The 18,761-nt window shown below is 71.8% G+C and carries 9 protein-coding genes; 7 read left to right on the top strand and 2 right to left on the bottom strand.

Annotated features, from left to right (window positions below; genetic code table 11):
• Nucleotides 1-192: 192 nt before the first annotated feature.
• The gene (locus tag ACFYXS_RS08545) at nt 193-1,338 is read right to left on the bottom strand and encodes an Ig-like domain-containing protein (protein ID WP_389245823.1); all 1,146 of its coding nucleotides are present in this window, start codon (nt 1,336-1,338) and stop codon (nt 193-195) included.
• A gap of 251 nt (nt 1,339-1,589) precedes the next feature.
• Here ACFYXS_RS08545 and glgX point away from each other — a divergent pair, with 251 nt between their 5' ends.
• The 5 genes from glgX (at nt 1,590) to ACFYXS_RS08520 (ending at nt 11,738) form a co-directional block, all read left to right on the top strand.
• Nucleotides 1,590-3,866 carry a glycogen debranching protein GlgX gene (glgX, locus tag ACFYXS_RS08540; RefSeq protein ID WP_389245301.1) on the top strand — a complete coding sequence of 759 codons (2,277 nt, stop codon included), beginning with the start codon at nt 1,590-1,592 and terminating at the stop codon, nt 3,864-3,866.
• 135 nt (nt 3,867-4,001) lie between these two features.
• Nucleotides 4,002-5,201, top strand: a complete 1,200-nt coding sequence (locus tag ACFYXS_RS08535) for an MFS transporter (protein WP_389245820.1) — start codon at nt 4,002-4,004, stop codon at nt 5,199-5,201.
• A gap of 34 nt (nt 5,202-5,235) precedes the next feature.
• Nucleotides 5,236-7,053, top strand: a complete 1,818-nt coding sequence (locus ACFYXS_RS08530) for an ABC transporter ATP-binding protein (RefSeq protein ID WP_389245299.1) — start codon at nt 5,236-5,238, stop codon at nt 7,051-7,053.
• Between the two features lie 52 nt (nt 7,054-7,105).
• Nucleotides 7,106-9,001: an ABC transporter ATP-binding protein gene (locus ACFYXS_RS08525; protein ID WP_389245297.1), complete on the top strand. Its 1,896-nt coding sequence runs from the start codon at nt 7,106-7,108 to the stop codon at nt 8,999-9,001.
• Between the two features lie 355 nt (nt 9,002-9,356).
• Entirely contained in the window at nt 9,357-11,738 is a 2,382-nt protein-coding gene (locus ACFYXS_RS08520) for a M4 family metallopeptidase (RefSeq protein WP_389245295.1), read from the top strand.
• Nucleotides 11,739-11,830: 92 nt separating this feature from the next.
• Here ACFYXS_RS08520 and glgP read toward each other — a convergent pair whose 3' ends face one another.
• Nucleotides 11,831-14,467 carry an alpha-glucan family phosphorylase gene (gene glgP, locus ACFYXS_RS08515; protein ID WP_389245293.1) on the bottom strand — a complete coding sequence of 879 codons (2,637 nt, stop codon included), beginning with the start codon at nt 14,465-14,467 and terminating at the stop codon, nt 11,831-11,833.
• Between the two features lie 471 nt (nt 14,468-14,938).
• Between glgP and ACFYXS_RS08510 the strand changes: the two genes are divergently transcribed.
• Nucleotides 14,939-16,936, top strand: coding sequence for an alpha-1,4-glucan--maltose-1-phosphate maltosyltransferase (locus tag ACFYXS_RS08510; protein ID WP_389245291.1), 1,998 nt, complete (start codon nt 14,939-14,941; stop codon nt 16,934-16,936).
• Nucleotides 16,933-18,651, top strand: a complete 1,719-nt coding sequence (gene treS, locus ACFYXS_RS08505; RefSeq protein WP_389245289.1) for a maltose alpha-D-glucosyltransferase — start codon at nt 16,933-16,935, stop codon at nt 18,649-18,651. Before ACFYXS_RS08510 ends, treS begins: the two co-directional genes overlap by 4 nt.
• Nucleotides 18,652-18,761 lie beyond the last annotated feature (110 nt).

Here is an 18,761-nt window from a genome sequence, read left to right as displayed (position 1 = left end):
CGCCAGGGCCAAGGTGGTGCGCTTGGCGCCCGGCGCTCCCTGTATCGCCTTCAACTCTTCTCTCCCCATGCCCGGCTGTGCCCGTGTGAGTCCCCCTCACTCTCAGGTCAGATAACCACAGGAAAGAGGTCTGGCAGGTCCCGGTAATGTCACCGTTCCGTCCCGATCACCAGGCCCTGCCGGAGCGGGTGTTCAGCCTCCGGCCCGCCACTGCTGCCAGGACAGGTTCCAGCCGCCCAGCCCGTTGTCCGGCGAGACGGTGCGGTCGTGGGAATTGACCACCGTGACCATGTCCCCGACGAGCGTGTGGTCGAAGAACCAGCCCGCCGGAGTGGCGTCCCCGCCGCCCTTCACGTCGTACAGGCCGACGCAGCCGTGGCTGGTGTTGGCGGAGCCGAAGGTGCCGGGGTCCGCCCAGTAACTGCCGTGCACGAAGGTGCCGGAGCGGGTCAGGCGCAGGGCGTGCGGGACGTCCGGGATGTCGTACTCGCCGCCGAAGCCGACGGTGTCGCCGTTCATCCGGGTCAGCCGCAGCTTCTCGGAGACCACCATGGTGCCGTTGTACGTGGGGTTGGTGGGGGCACCGGCCGAGATCGGCAGGACGCGGAACACCTGCCCGGCCCGGCGCACCGTCATGGTGTGGGTGGCCGCGTCGACGACACTGGTCTGGTCGCGGCCGACGGTGAAGCGCACGTCCTTGTGCTGCACCCCGTACACCTCGGGCGCGGCCTCCACGTCGCGCAGCCGCAGCGCGAGGGTGACCTCCGTGCCGGGCTGCCAGCGGTAGCGGGGCCGGAAGTCCAGACGCTGGTCGCCGAACCAGTGCGGCTCGACGTCGGCGGCCGGCACCGAGGTCACGGAGATCGCCCGCTCGACGGCCGCGCGGTCGGCCACCGGGCGGTTGAAGTCCAGGGACACGATCATGCCGGTGCCCACCGTCTGGCCGTCCTCGGGCGTGAAGTAGCCGACCAGGGTGTTCTGCGGGACGAGGGTGGTGAAGACCGCGTGTTTGGCCGCGCGCCGGCCGTCGCCGTCCACCGCGACCGCGTCCACGGTGTACTTCGCCGACAGCGCCGGCCGGTCGCGCGGCTGCCAGCGCGTGCGGTCGGCGCTGAGCACGCCGTCGATCCCCGCCCCCTCACCGTCGGCGACCCGCACGGAGGTCAGCCGGCCGTGCTCCGCCTCGACGGTGAACGGATCGTCGGGACGCACGTCGCGGGCCCCGTCACCCGGCGTGATCCGGATCTGAGCCTGCGACAGCTTCGGGGCGCGGTCCGCGGCCGCGCCGCCCTCCCCCGGAGCGAACCCGAGCCCGCACGCCGTCAGCACCAGACCCATCCATATGGCGGCGGTCAGTCCCACCCCCGCGCGCACAGCGCGCCGCACCGCAGTCGTCACGCAGGGTCAACGACCGGGGGGCCGCGGGGAAACGTGCCGACGCTGCCGATCGATCACGCGTGTGACGTCGTACGGGGAACGGGAAAGTAAAGCGGGAGGGCGCGACGCGCGCACGGGAGGGACACCGTGCCGCGACGGACCTGGCCGGTGCGGCCAGGACCGGCGTCCCCCGAGCCGCAGGAGGCGAGCACGTGTCAGAGACGCGCCAGGACGATACGGCCGAGCGGGCCGGCATGCTGCGCCCGGTCGGCCCCCCGACCGCTCCCCTGTCCGTGCCCCTCCCCCGCCCGCACTCCGATCCGGCGGCCGCCGTGCCGGAGCCGGCGCGCGAGGTCTGGCCGGGCAGTCCGCAGCCGCTGGGGGCCCGTTTCCACCTCGGCCCTGACGGGCGGCCGGGCACCAATTTCGCGTTGTGGGCGGGCGGTGCGGAGTCCGTCGAGCTCTGCCTGTTCGACGACGACGGCGCCGAGAGCAGGATCCCGCTGACCGAACTGACCCACGAGATCTGGCACGGCTTCGTCCCCGGCGTCCTGCCGGGCCACCGCTACGGCTACCGGGTGGGCGGCCGCTGGGACCCCTGGACCGGCGCCCGCTGGAATCCGGCCAAACTGCTGCTCGACCCGTACGCACGGGCGGTGGACGGCGACTTCACGCTCCCGCCGGAGGTGTACGGCCACGTCCGGGACTGGCCCGAGCGCGCCGTCGCCGACACCGTGCGCGACAACCGCGACTCGGCCCCGCACGTGCCCAAGGGCGTGGTCGTGGACGACGACGACTCCTGGGTGGACGACCGGCGCCCCAAGACGCCGTGGGCCGACTCCGTCATCTACGAAGTGCACGTACGCGGTTTCACCATGCGTCACCCGGGCGTCCCGCCCGAGCTGCGCGGCACGTACGCGGGGCTCGCGCACCCCGCGGCGGTGGAGTACCTGGCGGGACTCGGCGTGACGGCGGTGGAGCTGCTGCCGGTGCACCAGTTCGCGCACGAGGACCACCTGCTGCGCCGGGGCCTGCGCAATTACTGGGGCTACAACTCCGTCGGCTACTTCGCCCCGCACGCCGGCTACGCCGCCACCGGCAGCCGAGGTCAGCAGGTCGGCGAATTCAAGCGGATGGTGCGCGCGCTGCACGACGCGGGCATCGAGGTGATCCTCGACGTCGTCTACAACCACACCGCCGAGGGCAGCGAGCTGGGCCCGACCCTGTCCCTGCGCGGCATCGACAACCGCGGCTACTACCGGCTCCAGGCGGACCCGCGCCGCTACGCCGACTACACCGGCTGCGGCAACACCCTGCACGTGGTGCAGCCCCAGGTGCTGCGGCTGATCACCGACTCGCTGCGCTACTGGGTCACCGAGATGGGGGTCGACGGCTTCCGCTTCGACCTGGCGGCGGCGCTGGCCCGCTCCATGCACGACGTCGACATGCTCTCCCCCTTCCTCGCCGTCATCGCCCAGGACCCGGTGCTGCGCCGGGTCAAGCTGATCGCCGAGCCGTGGGACGTCGGCTCCGGCGGCTACCAGGTGGGCGCCTTCCCGCCGTTGTGGACGGAGTGGAACGACCGCTACCGCGACACGGTGCGCGACTTCTGGCGCGGGACCCACCACGACGTCCGTGACCTCGGCTACCGGCTGTCGGGCTCCAGCGACCTGTACGCCTGGGGCGGCCGCCGGCCGTACGCCTCGGTCAACTTCATCACCGCGCACGACGGCTTCACCCTGCGCGACCTGGTGAGCTACGAGAGCAAGCACAACGAGGCCAACGGCGAGGACAACCGGGACGGCACCAACGACAACCGCTCCTGGAACTGCGGGCACGAGGGCGAGACCGACGACCCGCAGGTGACGGCGCTGCGCCGGCGCCAGTTGCGCAACATGCTCTCCACCCTGCTGCTGTCCACCGGGGTGCCGATGCTGACCTCCGGGGACGAGGCGGGGCGCACCCAGGGCGGCAACAACAACGCCTACTGCCAGGACAACGAGATCGGCTGGATGGACTGGTCGCTGCTCCAGGACCCGGCCTGGGCCGCGCTGCGCGACCTGACCGGGCGGCTGGTGCGGTTGCGCCGCCGGCACCCGGTGCTGCGCCGCAGGGCCTTCTTCTCCGGGCGCCCGCAGTCCGACGGCGGCCTGCGGGACCTGGCCTGGTTCACCGCGCGGGGGCGGGAGATGACCGAGGCGGACTGGCACGGGGCCAACTCGACGCTGGGGATGTACCTGTCCGGCGCGGACATCCCGCACCGCGACCAGCGGGGGCTGCCGGTACGCGACGACAGCTTCCTCGCCGTGCTCCACGCCTCGCACCGCCCGGTGCGCTTCACGCTGCCGGGCGCGCCGTGGGCGGCGGAGTACGAACTGCTGCTGGACACCTCGCTGGAGGAGCAGGCGGAGGCGCCGGGCACCCGGTACCGGGCCGGCGACGTGCTGACGGTGCCGGGACGGACGGTGCTGCTGCTGCGGGTGGTCTGAGGTGCGAGACATCGCGGCCGAGGTGTGGACTCGACCAATTGGTCCAGTCCACACTGGTCGTCCGTGACCTCCGCATCTCCGCCCTCCCCGCCGCACGCCTCCGACCGCACCACGGGAGCCACCCCCCGGGACCGGCTGTGGTCACGGGGGTTCGGGCTGTACTTCACCGCCCGCAGCGTCGCCATGCTCGGCGACTCGATGCTGCCCGTCGCCCTGTCGGCCGGACTGCTCCAGCACGGCTACGGCGCGGGCGACATCGGCTTCGCCATGGCCTCGTTCACCGCCTGCTTCGCGGGGCTGGTCGTGTTCGGCGGCGTGCTGGCCGACCGGTTCAGCGCCCGCGGCCTCATGATCGGCGCGGATCTGGTGCGGGTCGGCACGCAGAGCCTGGCCGCGGCCCTCTTTTTCACGGGGCACGTCGTGCTCTGGCAGATCTGCCTGATCGGCGCGGTCAACGGCGCGGCGGGCGCGATGTTCCAGCCAGGGGTGGCCAGTACGGTCCCCCAGGTGGCGCGGGACGTCCAGGAGGCCAACGGCGTCGTCCGCACCGCCGAGGCACTGATGGCGCTGGCGGGCCCGGCGCTGGCCGGTGTGCTGGTGGCGTTCGCCTCCTCCGGCGGGGTGTTCGCCGTGCACGCCGGCACCTACGCGGTGAGCGCGGTCTGCCTGCTGCTGCTCCGGCTGCCCGGGCGGACCGCGGGGGAGCCGCGGGACGCCGTCCGGCGGGGCGGCTTCCGGGCCGACCTGGCCGAGGGGTGGCGGGAGTTCCGGGCCCGCACCTGGATGTGGTCGGTGATCGTCGTCTGGATGGTCTTCATGATCATGGTCATGGGCCCGGTGACCCCGCTGGCGGCCGGGGAGATCCTTCCCGCGCACGGCCCGAAGGCGTACGGCCTGGTCAGCTCGGCGCTGGGGGCGGGCACCGCGCTCGGCGGGCTGCTGGCGATCCGGGTCCGGCCGGCCCGGCCGCTGCGGGGCGGGGCCCTCGCGCTGTTCGGGTTCGCGCTCTATCCGGCGGCGGTCGGCGCGGGGCTGCCGGTGCCGGTGGTCGCGGCGGCGGTGCTGGTCGCCGGGACGGCCTGGGCGTTCTGGAGTGTGATGTGGGCCACCAGTGTGCAGACCCAGGTGCCCGGCGAGATCCTCAACCGGATCCACGCCTACGAGGTCGCGGGATCGGTCGCCATGCTGCCCGTCGGGCAGGCACTGGCAGGGCCCGCGGCCGGAATCCTCGGGGCCCGTCCGGTCCTGCTGGCCGGTGGCGCGGTGACCCTGGGGGTCTGCGTGGCGCTGCTGTCGGTACCGGCCGTGCGGGACCTCGGCCGAAAATCCGGATGAGCGTTGTCAGTGGTCACCCGTAGTCTCTGAAACGATGCCTGAGTCGACCATCCAACCCGCGCCCGACCGTTCCCGATCCGCCGTCCGTTCTTTGCTGCGCCTGTGGCCGTACGTCAAGCCGGTCAGCCACCGGCTGTTCGGCTCCGCGGGCGTGGCCGTCGTCGCGTCCTGCCTCGCGCTGCTCATCCCGCTGGTCCTGAAGTGGATCGTGGACGGCCCGGTCGCCGACCACGACCCCTCCGGCGTCTGGCTCGGCGGCGGCGTCGTGCTGCTGCTCGGGCTCCTGGAGGCAGGGCTGTTCGGCATCCGCCGCTGGCTGGTGGCCCGGCCGATGGCGGGGCTCGAGGCGACCATGCGGGCGGACCTGTACCAGCGGCTGCAGCGCCTGCCGGTGGCCTTCCACGACCGCTGGGGATCGGGACAGCTGCTCTCGCGCGCCACGAACGACCTGCAGATCCTGCGGATGTTCCTGACCTTCCCCATGGTCTTCCTGGCGGTCAACGGCGCGACGATCGTGGCGGGCTTCACCATCCTGTTCTTCCAGCACTGGTCGCTCGGGCTGATACTGCTGGTTCCGGTCGTACCGCTGGTGTTCCTCTGCGCGTACTTCGAGGCGCGCTACCAGCAGGCCTCCCGGCTCGCCCAGGACCAGGTCGGCGACCTGACCACGCTGGTCGAGGAGTCCGTGCTCGGCATCCGCATCATCAAGGCCTTCGGCCGGCACCGCAGCCAGGCCGAGGCCTTCCGCCGCCAGTCGCGCGAGCTGCGCGGCACGGAGCTGCGCAAGGCCCGGCTGCTGGCGGATCTGTGGATGGTCATCACGGGCCTGCCGGACGTGGCACTCGGCGCGGCGCTGGTGCTGGGCGCGACGCAGGTGGCCGACGGCGACCTGTCCGCCGGCACCCTGGTGGCCTTCCTCTCCACCGCGCTGGCGCTGCGCTGGCCGGTGGAGTCGCTGGGCTGGCTGCTGTCGTTCAGCAACGAGGCGGCCACCGCCGCGGACCGCGTCTTCGAGGTGCTGGACTCCGAGATCCCCCCGGAGACCGGCGACGGCACCGGGCCGGAGGTGACGGCCGGGGGTGGCGACGGCATCCGCTTCTCCGGCGTCCGCTTCCGCTACCCCGACGCCCCCGAGGGCACCCCCGACCTGCTCACCGGCATCGACCTGCACATCCGCAGCGGCGAGACGGTCGCCCTGGTCGGCTCCACGGGCAGCGGCAAGACCACGCTCACCTCGCTGATCCCCCGGCTGTACGAGCCGACCGGGGGCCGCATCACCCTGGACGGCGCCGACGCCGCCGGGCTGAGCCGGTCCGCGCTGCGCCGCATCGTGGCCACCGCCTTCGAGGAGCCCACGCTCTTCTCCGCCAGCGTCCGGGAGAACGTCCTGATGGGCGCCCCCGACGCGGACGAGGCCGATCTGCTGCGGGCCCTGGAGATCGCCCAGTGCGACTTCGTCCACAAGCTCCCGCAGGGTGTGGAGACCCAGGTCGGCGAACAGGGCCTGAGCCTGTCCGGCGGCCAGCGGCAGCGCCTCGCCCTGGCCCGCGCGGTGGTGGGACGACCCCGGTTCCTCGTCCTGGACGACCCGCTGTCCGCGCTGGACGTCCACACCGAGGCCCTCGTCGAGGCCGCCCTGCGCCAGGTGCTCGCCACGACCACCGCGCTGGTCGTGGCCCATCGCCCCTCCACGGTCATGCTGGCCGACCGCGTCGCCCTGATGGTCGACGGCCGGGTCACCGAGGTCGGTACGCACCACGAACTGCTCGCCGCCTCCCCCGAGTACCGCCGTCTGATGTCCGGCCAGGACGAGCCCGCCACCGTCCCCTCCGGAGGAGGCGCGGCCGGATGAACCCGTCCCGCACCGGCCTCAGCACGATCCGATCCCAAGGGAGCAGCGCACGATGACCTCCGTCGCGGAGTCAGGGCCCTCCACCGGCGAGGCCGGCCGCCCCGGCGAACCCGCCCCTCCCGGTGAGCCGGCCGAGGAGCACCGGCCGGCCGCCGGGGACGATCCCTTCGACCGGGACACCCTGCCGACGCCCCCCGGGGCGTCGGGCCGGCTGCTGCGCGACCTCGTCGGCCCGCACCGCGGGCGGGTCTGGTTCGCGGCCGTGCTGCTGCTCCTGCAGCAGGCCGCCGTGCAGGCGGGCCCGCTGATCGTGGCGGTGGCCATCGACCGGGCGATCCCGGCCCTGCGCCGGGGCGACCACGGGCCGCTGATCGCGGTGGCGGTGGGCTACATCGGGTGCGCCGTCCTGGGCGCCCTGCTGCAGCGCACGTTCATCCGCAGGGCCGGGGTGATCTGCCAGGACGTCCTGGTGGACCTGCGCAGCCGGATCTTCCGGCACGCCCAGGCGCTGGGTCTGGACTTCCACGAGCGCTACACCTCGGGCCGGATCATCGCCCGCGCGACCTCCGACGTGGAGTCGATCCGCGAGCTGCTGACCGAGGGCCTGCAGGAGCTGCTCAACGTCGGCCTGTCGGTGCTCTACATCTCCGCGGTGCTGCTCTGGCTGGACTGGCCGCTCGGGCTGTTCACGCTGGCCAGCGGGGTGCCGCTGGTGTTCACCGTCCGCGCGTTCCGCCGCCGTTCCGCCCGGGTGTACACGCGGCGCTCGGCCGCGACCGCCGCGGTCATCGTGCGCTTCACCGAGACGATGAACGGCATCCGGCCCGTGCAGGCGTTCCGCCGCGAGCGCGCCAACGACGAGGCCTTCGGCGAGCTGAACGCCACGCACCGCAAGGCCAACGGCGACGCGATCCTGGAGATGGGCCGGTTCACCGTCTCCTCCTGGCTGATCGCCAACACCTCGGTGGCGCTGGTGGTCCTGTGGGGCGCGTACCGGGTGGCCTCCGGCTCGCTGGAGCTCGGCGTGCTCGCGGCCTTCGTGCTCTACCTGCGCCGGCTGTACGCGCCGATCGACCCGCTCGGCATGTTCCTCAACTCGTACCAGTCGGCCGCCGCCTCGCTGGAGAAGATCGCCGGCCTGCTCGCCCAGCGGCCCTCGGTCCCCGAGCCGGAGGCACCGCGGGCCCTGCCGCCCACGGAGGTGGAGATCCCGGGCCGCGAGGTCGTCTTCGACGACGTCCGCTTCGCGTACCGCACCGGCGGGGAGGTGCTGCCCCGCTTCGACCTGCGGCTGCCCGCGGGCCAGACGGTGGCGGTGGTCGGGGCGACCGGCGCCGGCAAGTCGACGCTCGCGAAGCTGCTGGCCCGCTTCTACGACCCGACCTCGGGCCGGGTCACCCTCGACGGGGTGGACCTGCGCGACCTGACGCTGCCCGACCTGCGCCGCGGTGTGGTCATGGTCACCCAGGAGGCGTTCCTCTTCTCCGGCACGGTCGCCGAGAACATCGCGATCGGCCGCCCGGAGGCGACCCGTGAGGAAGTCGAGGACGCCGCCCGCGCCATCGGCGCCCACGAGTTCATCGCCGCCCTCCCGGACGGCTACGACACCGACGTCCGCAAGCGCGGCGGCCGGATCTCGGCCGGACAGCGGCAGTTGGTCGCCTTCGCGCGGGCGCTGCTCGCCGACCCCGCCGTGCTCATCCTGGACGAGGCGACCTCCTCGCTGGACGTGCCCGGCGAGCGCGCGGTGCAGCGCGCGATGAGCGAGGTGCTCCGCGGCCGCACGGCGGTGATCATCGCCCACCGTCTGTCGACGGTGGAGATCGCCGACCGCGTCCTCGTCATGGACCAGGGGCGGATCGTCGAGGACGGCACCCCCGCCGACCTGATCTCCGGCAGCGGCCGCTTCGCCGACCTCCACCAGGCCTGGCGCGACAGCCTCGTCTGACGTCTGCCGACCCCCGCCCCCCGGCCCCGCGCCGGGGGGCTTTCGCGTGCCGCGGCCCCGCGCCGTCGCGTCCTGCGGAACCCGTCGTCCGTTATGCGGATCGACTGTCCTCCTGAAAGGACGTATTCGGCCAACTTCTCGACACGTACATGACATCAACCCATGAGTAGTGGCACTCTTCCCCCGGTCGGCACAGAACGCGCCCGCGCCGGGACACCTCCGCGCGCTGTCGCGCCGGCCGCAGCTCCGCACGTCCCACCCGCACGGCTTGCACGGCTAGTTCCGCCCGGGCAGCACACCCTGTCTGCCCGGCTGTCCCCGGCCGCCAACCGCGGCCGACGCAGTAGGAGTCCGAGTGAGACGATCCCCCCGCAAGGCAGTCGCGGCCACCAGCCTGGTCGCCACCGCCGCATTCCTCGCCGTCGGCATACCGTCGACCACCGCCGCGGCGAAACCCGCCCCCCACACGAGCCAGGTCCGCGCCGGAGCGCTCGAGGCCACGCTCACCCCCGCCCAGCACAGCTCGCTGATCAAGAGCGCGAGCGCCCGGACGGCCGTGACGGCCGAGTCCCTGGGCCTGGGCAGCAAGGAGAAGCTGGTCGTCCGGGACGTCGTCAAGGACGTGGACGGCACGCTGCACACCCGCTACGAGCGCACCTACGCCGGGCTCCCCGTGCTCGGCGGTGACCTCGTGGTGCACTCGCCCGCTACGGGCGCCGGCACGCTGGGCACCACGTTCAACACGAACAGGACGATCACGGTCGCCTCGACGACGCCGAAGGTCGCCGAGTCCTCCGCCACCGGCGCGGCCCTCCAGGCCGCCAAGTCCCTCGACGCGAAGGCGCCCGCCGCGGACAGCGCCCGCAAGGTGATCTGGGCCGGGCAGGGCACCCCGAAGCTGGCCTGGGAGACCGTGGTCGGCGGTCTGCAGGACGACGGCACGCCGAGCCGGCTGCACGTCGTCACCGACGCCATGACCGGCAAGGAGCTGTACCGGTTCCAGGACATCAAGACCGGTACCGGCAACACCCAGTACAGCGGATCGGTCACGCTCGGCACCACGCTGTCGGGCTCGACGTACCAGCTGACCGACAACACCCGCGGCGGCCACAAGACGTACAACCTCAACCGGGCGACGTCCGGCACCGGGACGCTGTTCACCGACGCCGACGACGTCTGGGGCGACGGGACGGGCTCCAACACCCAGACCGCCGGCGCCGACGCCGCCTACGGCGCCCAGGAGACCTGGGACTTCTACAAGAACACCTTCGGCCGCAGCGGCATCCGCAACGACGGTGCCGCCGCGTACTCGCGGGTGCACTACAGCAGCGGCTACGTCAACGCGTTCTGGGACGACAGCTGCTTCTGCATGACCTACGGCGACGGCTCGGGCAACACCCACGCCCTGACCTCGCTGGACGTCGCGGGCCACGAGATGAGCCACGGCGTCACGTCCAACACCGCGGGCCTCAACTACACCGGGGAGTCCGGCGGCCTGAACGAGGCGACCTCCGACATCTTCGGTACGGGCGTCGAGTTCTACGCCAACAACAGCAGCGACGTCGGTGACTACCTCATCGGCGAGAAGATCAACATCAACGGCGACGGCACCCCGCTGCGCTACCAGGACAAGCCGTCCCGTGACGGCACGTCACCCGACAGCTGGTACTCCGGCATCGGCAACCTGGACGTCCACTACTCCTCGGGCCCGGCGAACCACATGTTCTACCTGCTCTCCGAGGGCAGCGGCGCCAAGGTCATCAACGGGGTCAGCTACAACAGCCCGACCGCCGACGGCATCGCCGTCGCCGGCATCGGCCGCGCCGCCGCGCTGCAGATCTGGTACAAGGCGCTGACCACGTACATGACCAGCAGCACCAACTACGCGGCCGCCCGCACCGCCGCCCTCAACGCCGCCTCGGCGCTGTACGGCGCCTCCTCCGCCCAGTACGCGGGCGTGCAGAACGCCTTCGCGGGCATCGGCGTCGGCAGCCACGCCCCGGCCTCGGGCGTCACGGTCACCAACCCGGGCAACCAGAACAGCAGCGTCGGCACCGCCGTCAGCCTGCAGATCTCGGCGAGCAGCACCAACAGCGGTGCGCTCAGCTACGCGGCCAGCGGCCTGCCGTCCGGGCTGTCGATCAACGCCTCCACCGGCCTGATCAGCGGCACCCCGACCACCGCGGGCACGTACAACACCACGGTCACGGTCACCGACTCCGCGGCCAAGACCGGTACCGCCGCGTTCACCTGGACCGTCACCACCGGTGGCGGCGGCACCTGCACCTCGGGGCAGCTGCTCGGCAACGCGGGCTTCGAGTCCGGCAGCGCCTCCTGGACGGCGAGCAGCGGTGTGATCACCAATGACAGCGGCCAGGCCGCGCACGGCGGTTCGTACAAGGCCTGGCTGGACGGCTACGGCTCGACCCACACCGACACGCTGTCCCAGTCGGTGACGATCCCGGCCGGCTGCAAGGCGACCTTCACCTTCTGGCTGCACATCGACTCCGCCGAGACGACCACCAGCACTCAGTACGACAAGCTGACCGTCACCGCCGGATCGACCACGCTGGCCACCTACTCGAACCTCAACAAGGCGACGGGCTACACCCAGAAGTCCTTCAGCCTGAACGCCTTCGCCGGTTCGACCGTCAGCCTGAAGTTCACCGGCACCGAGGACTCCTCGCTGCAGACGAGCTTCGTGGTCGACGACACGGCCGTCACCACCAGCAACTGACCGCCGCCCGCCCCACCGGGTGACGCATGCGCCGGGCCCCGGCCGTCCTCGACGGCCGGGGCCCGGTCATGTGCGGGGCAGGGTGTCCGGGGTCAGCGCAGCACGCCCGCCGTCATGCCCGCGGCCTCGGCGGGCACCGCGATCAGCCCCAGCTCGGCGGCCGAGGCGAGCAGCCGGTGGGTGGGCAGCACCCGCACGGTGTAGCCGAACGGCCCCGTGCGGTCCAGCGCCAGCGGCCCCTCGTAGAGCCAGCGGCCCTCCAGATCGGGCCGGCCGCCCGGCTTGAGGGAGACCACCGAGGGGTCGGCGATGCGGTCGGAGTCGTCGACCCGGCCGGACATCACCTGGACGTCGACATCCCCCGGCTCCAGGTCGCCGAGGGCGACCTGGACCCGCAGGGTGAGCGTCGTCCCGAGTTCCGGTGAGCCGCCGACCGCGGCGCCGGTCTCCACGTGGTCCACGGCGATCCGCGGCCACTGCTCGCGCACCCGCCGCTTCCACGCCGCCAGTTCGGACGCGTCCCCGCCGGCGGCGAGGCGGTGCGCGGCGGCGGCCGGGGCGTACAACCGCTGGACGTACTCGCGCACCATGCGGCCGGCCAGCACCTTGGGCCCCAGGGTGGTGAGGGTGTGCCGGACCATCTCGATCCAGCGCGCCGGCAGCCCGTGCGTGCCGTGGTCGTAGAAGCGCGGGGCGACCTGGTTCTCGATCAGCTCGTACAGCGCCGCCGCCTCGATGTCGTCGCGCCGGTCCGGGTCGCCCTGGGCACCGAAGCCGTCGGCGGTCGGGATGGCCCAGCCGTTGTTGCCGTCGAACCACTCCTCCCACCAGCCGTCGAGGACGGAGAGGTTGAGGCAGCCGTTCAGCGCGGCCTTCATCCCGGAGGTGCCGCAGGCTTCCAGCGGGCGCAGCGGGTTGTTCAGCCAGACGTCGCACCCGTGGTACAGGTGCTGCGCCATGGCCATGTCGTAGTCGGGCAGGAAGACGATCCGGTGCCGCACCCGGGGGTCGTCCGCGAACCGCACGAGCTCCTGCACCAGGCGCTTGCCGCTGTCGTCGGCCGGGTGGGCCTTGCCCGCGACCACGATCTGGACCGGCCGGGTCGGGTGGAGCAGCAGGTCCATCAGCCGGTCCTGGTCGCGCAGCATGAGGGTGAGCCGCTTGTACGAGGGCACCCGGCGGGCGAAGCCGATGGTGAGCACATCGGGATCGAGCACGTCGTCGGCCCAGCCCAGCTCGGCCGAACCGGCGCCGCGCTGCCGCCAGGACGCGCGCACCCGGCGGCGCACCTCCCACACCAACTGGTCGCGCAGCTCGCGGCGGAGCTCCCAGATGTCCGCGTCCGGGATGGCGCCGACGCTCTCCCAGGTGTCGGCCAGGCCGACCGTCATCGCGTCCTCGGCCATCTGCGAGCCGGCCTGCCTGGCGCCGAGCCGGAACACCTCGGGCGCCACCCAGGTGGGGGCGTGCACCCCGTTGGTGACGGAGGTGATCGGCACCTCCTCCGGGTCGAAGCCGGGCCACAGCCCGGCGAACATCTCCCGGCTGACCTGACCGTGCAGGGTGGAGACGCCGTTGGCGCGCTGGGCCAGCCGCAGGCCCATCACCGCCATGTTGAAGACATTGGGGTCGCCCCCGGAGTACGTCTCCATGCCCAGCTCCAGCACCCGCTGCACGTCCACGCCGTGCAGTTCGCCGTCGTCGCCGAGGTGACGGGCGACCAGCTCGCGGTCGAAGCGGTCGATGCCCGCGGGCACCGGGGTGTGCGTGGTGAAGACGGTCCCGGCCCGGACCGCCTCCACCGCGGAGTCGAAGTCCGTCCCGGCGTCCTCGGCGGTGAGCTCGCGGATCCGCTCCAGGCCGAGGAAGCCGGCGTGCCCCTCGTTGGTGTGGAAGACCTCGGGCGCGGGGTGGCCGGTCAGGGCGCAGTACGTGCGCACGGCGCGGACGCCGCCGATGCCGAGCAGCATCTCCTGGAGCAGCCGGTGCTCGCTGCCGCCCCCGTAGAGCCGGTCGGTGACGTCGCGTTCGTTGGGGTTGTTCTCCTCGACGTCGGAGTCCAGGAGCAGCAGCGGCACCCGGCCGACCCTGGCCAGCCAGACGTGGGCGCGCAGGCTGCGGCCGCCGGGCAGGTCGAGCACGATCAGGACGGGGGCGCCGCCCTCGTCGCGCAGCAGGGACAGCGGCAGCTCGTTCGGGTCGAGCACCGGGTAGTGCTCCTGCTGCCAGCCGTCGCGGGACAGGGACTGCCGGAAGTAGCCGTGCCGGTAGAGCAGGCCGACGCCGATCAGGGGGACGCCGAGGTCGCTGGCGGCCTTGAGGTGGTCGCCGGCCAGGATGCCCAGGCCGCCGGAGTACTGCGGCAGCGCGGCGGTGATGCCGAACTCGGGCGAGAAGTAGGCGATGGCGGCGGGGAGTTCCCCGGTGCCGCCGGCGCCCTGGTACCAGCGGGGATTGGCGAGGTAGTCGTGGAGGTCCTCGACGGCGGTACCCAGCCGGCGCAGGAAGCGGCGGTCCTTGGCGAGCGCGTTCAGCCGGTCCTTGGAGACGGCGCCGAGCAGGCGCACCGGGTCTTCGGCCGCCGCCCGCCAGCCCTCGGGGTCGACCGCCTGGAACAGCTCGCGGGTCTCGGGATGCCAGGACCAGCGCAGATTCTGCGCGAGCTCCCCGAGCGGACGTAGTGGTTCGGGCAGGACAGTTCGCACGGTGAATCGACGAATAGCCTTCACTCCTCGACGGTAGCGGCATCCCCCGGCCCGGTGGTGGCAACCGACGGCCGGATGCGTTCCGCGCCGGTGCACGCCGGGGGCGCACCACCGGGGGGCGCGAACGCGCGCCGGCGAGGGCACCGGGACCGCTCCCCCCGGCCCCCGGGCCACCCGTCGAGGCCCTCCCGGTGACCGGTCGCACCCGTCGACAATCGGCCAGTTCCACGGTGTCCGCGGGGCACGGAGTCTTTCCGGAGGCTTTGCAAGCTACGCGCCAGTACCCCTTTTCGAAGGGCATTCGGTCGGCATCCAATGGGCAGGCTCATCCTTGCGCGACGCGGCGCCACATCTCCTCCTCACACCCCAACTCACATCCGCCCACCCGAGTGAACGCGGACAGGAGCGGTCATGCCCCCAGGCAGCCAACCGAAGGAGCAGATAAAAAGAGTGCACGTCACCCGCCCGGCCACCAGCTCGAACAGGTGAGGCGCAATGATCGGTCGTATCCCCGTCCTGGACGTCCGCCCGCTGGTCGACTGCGGCCGCCGCCCCGCGAAGGCGGTGGCCGGCGAGACCTTCCAGGTGACGGCGACGGTGTTCCGTGAAGGACATGACGCCGTCGGGGCCAATGTGGTCCTGAAGGACCCCTCGGGCCGCAGCGGCCCATGGTCCCCGATGCGCGAACTCGCCCCCGGCACCGACCGGTGGGGCGCCGAAGTGACCCCGACCGCCGAGGGCCGCTGGACGTACACGGTGGAGGCCTGGAGCGATCCGGTGGCCACCTGGCGGCACCACGCGGGCATCAAGATCCCCGCCGGCATCGACACCGAACTGGTCCTCGCCGACGGCGCCGCCCTGCACGAGCGCGCCGCGGCCAAGGTCCCCAAGAAGGACGGCAGGGCCGTCGTGCTCGCCGCCGTCGACGCGCTGCGCGACGAGAGCCGGCCCCCGGCGGCCCGGCACGCCGCGGCGCTGGCCCCCGACGTGGTGGCCGTGCTGGACCGCCATCCGCTGCGCGAACTGGTCAGCGCCTCGCGACCGGCGGCGCTCCAGGTCGAGCGGCAGCGGGCGCTGTTCGGCTCCTGGTACGAGATGTTCCCCCGCTCCGAGGGCGCGGTGGTGGACCCGTCCGGGAAGCACCCCCCGCGGTCCGGCACCTTCCGCACGGCGGCCGACCGGCTGCCGGCGATCGCCGCCATGGGCTTCGACGTGGTCTATCTGCCGCCCATTCACCCGATCGGCTCGGCCTTCCGGAAGGGGCCGAACAACTCCCTGACGGCAGGTCCGCACGACGTCGGCTCGCCCTGGGCGATCGGCTCCCCCGAAGGCGGTCACGACGCGGTCCACCCGGACCTCGGCACCCTGGAGGACTTCGACTTCTTCGTCGAGCGGGCCCGGGAACTGCGGCTGGAAATCGCCCTGGACTTCGCCCTGCAGTGCTCCCCCGAGCACCCGTGGGTGGAGAAGTACCCGGAGTGGTTCGCCCACCGGCCGGACGGCTCGATCGCGTACGCCGAGAACCCGCCGAAGAAGTACCAGGACATCTACCCGATCGCCTTCGACTCCGACATGGGCGGGCTGGTCCGGGAGACCGAACGGGTGCTGCGGCACTGGATGGACCACGGGGTGCGGATCTTCCGGGTGGACAACCCGCACACCAAGCCGGTGGTCTTCTGGGAGAAGGTCATCGCGCACATCAACCGCACCGACCCCGACGTCGTCTTCCTGGCCGAGGCGTTCACCCGCCCGGCGATGATGCACACCCTGGCCCGGATCGGCTTTCAGCAGTCGTACACGTACTTCACCTGGCGTAATGAGAAACAGGAACTGGTCGACTATCTGACGGAGCTCAGTGGGGACGCGGCGAGCTACATGCGCCCGAACTTCTTCGTCAACACCCCCGACATCCTGCATGCGTACCTGCAACAGGGGGGACGCGCGGCCTTCGAGGTGCGCGCGGTGCTGGCGGCGACGCTTTCGCCCACATGGGGGGTCTACGCCGGATACGAGCTCTGCGAGAACGTGCCGGTGCGCGAGGGCAGTGAAGAGTACCTACACTCGGAGAAGTACGAGCTGAGGCCCCGTGACTGGGCGGCAGCCGAGGCCGAGGGCCGTTCCCTCGCGCCGCTGCTCACCGCGCTCAACCGGCTGCGGCGCCGGCACCCCGCGCTCCAGCAGCTGCGAGACCTGCGCTTCCACCACGTGAACAACGACGCGGTGCTGGCGTACTCGAAGCGCTCGGGCGACGGCGGTGACGTCGTACTGGTGGTCGTCAACCTGGACCCGCACCACACCCAGGAGGCGACCGTCTCGTTGAACATGCCGGAACTCGGCCTCGCATGGCACGAGTCCACCCCGGTGCGCGACGAGCTCACCGGCGAGACCTACCACTGGGGCAGGAACAACTATGTGCGCCTCGAGCCGGGCCGCGTGCCCGCGCACATCTTCACCCTGCGACCTACTCCATCGACAGGAGGGTCACCCACTTGATCGTCAACGAACCCGTACCTGACACGTTCGAAGACACCCCGGCCAAAGACCGGGATCCCGATTGGTTCAAACGGGCGGTCTTCTACGAGGTACTCGTACGGTCATTCCAGGACAGCAACGGCGACGGGGTCGGCGACCTCAAGGGGCTCACCGCCAAGCTGGACTATTTGCAGTGGCTGGGCGTCGACTGCCTGTGGCTGCCGCCGTTCTTCGCGTCACCGCTGCGTGACGGCGGCTACGACGTCTCGGACTACACCGCGGTGCTACCGGAGTTCGGCGACCTGGCCGACTTCGTGGAGTTCGTGGACGCCGCGCACCAGCGCGGGATGCGGGTGATCATCGACTTCGTCGTGAACCACACCAGCGACCAGCACGAGTGGTTCCAGCAGTCCCGCAGCGATCCCGACGGACCCTACGGCGACTACTACGTCTGGGCGGACGACGACAAGCAGTACCCGGAAGCCCGGATCATCTTCGTCGACACCGAGAGCTCCAACTGGACGTTCGACCCGGTGCGCAAGCAGTACTACTGGCACCGCTTCTTCTCCCACCAGCCGGATCTCAACTACGAGAACCCGAAGGTCCAGGAGGAGATCCTCGCCGCCCTGCGCTTCTGGCTCGACCTCGGCATCGACGGGTTCCGGCTGGACGCGGTGCCGTACCTCTACCAGGAGGAGGGCACCAACTGCGAGAACCTGCCGCGCACCCACGGCTTCCTGCGCATGGTCCGCGAGGAGATCGACGCCCACTACCCGGACACCGTGCTGCTCGCCGAGGCCAACCAGTGGCCCGAGGACGTCGTCGACTACTTCGGCGACTACGCCAAGGGCGGCGACGAGTGCCACATGGCGTTCCACTTCCCGGTCATGCCGCGCATCTTCATGGCGGTGCGCCGGGAGTCGCGCTACCCGGTCTCGGAGATCCTGGCCAAGACTCCGGCCATCCCCAAGAACTGCCAGTGGGGCATCTTCCTGCGCAACCACGACGAGCTGACGCTCGAGATGGTGACGGACGAAGAGCGCGACTACATGTACGCGGAGTACGCCAAGGACCCGCGGATGCGGGCCAACATCGGGATCCGGCGGCGGCTGTCCCCGCTGCTGGACAACGACCGCAACCAGATCGAGCTCTTCACCGCGCTGCTGCTCTCCCTGCCCGGCTCGCCGATCCTCTACTACGGCGACGAGATCGGCATGGGCGACAACATCTGGCTCGGTGACCGCGACGCGGTGCGCACCCCGATGCAGTGGACGCCGGACCGCAACGCGGGCTTCTCCTCGTGCGATCCGGGGCGGCTGTACCTGCCGACCATCATGGACCCGGTCTACGGCTATCAAGTCACCAACGTCGAGGCCCAGATGAGCTCCCCGAGCTCGCTGCTGCACTGGACCCGCCGGATGGTCGAGATCCGCAAGCAGAACCATGCCTTCGGACTCGGCTCGTACACCGAGCTGCCGTCCAGCAACCCGGCCGTACTGGCCTTCCTGCGCGAGGCGCCGTCGATGGACGGCAAGGGCGACGACCTCGTCCTGTGCGTGAACAACTTCTCGCGCTTCGCCCAGCCCACCGAGCTCGATCTGCGGTCCTTCGCCGGCCGTCACCCGGTCGAGCTCATCGGTGGGGTCCGCTTCCCGGCCATCGGGGAGCTGCCCTACCTGCTCACTCTCGCCGGTCACGGCTTCTACTGGTTCCGGCTGCGTCGCGACGTGGCCTAGCCGGCCCGCCGGTGGCGGCGACCCGGTGGTCCGGTGCGGTTTCGCACCGGACCGCCGGGGCAGGCTCCCCCTGCTGAATCCAGCGTCATATCGGATGCCCGTCGGGCGCT

The organism is Streptomyces sp. NPDC002574, from assembly GCF_042889545.1.
Classification (GTDB): Bacteria; Actinomycetota; Actinomycetes; order Streptomycetales; family Streptomycetaceae; genus Actinacidiphila.
This window is presented reverse-complemented; position numbering and strand designations above follow the sequence as displayed.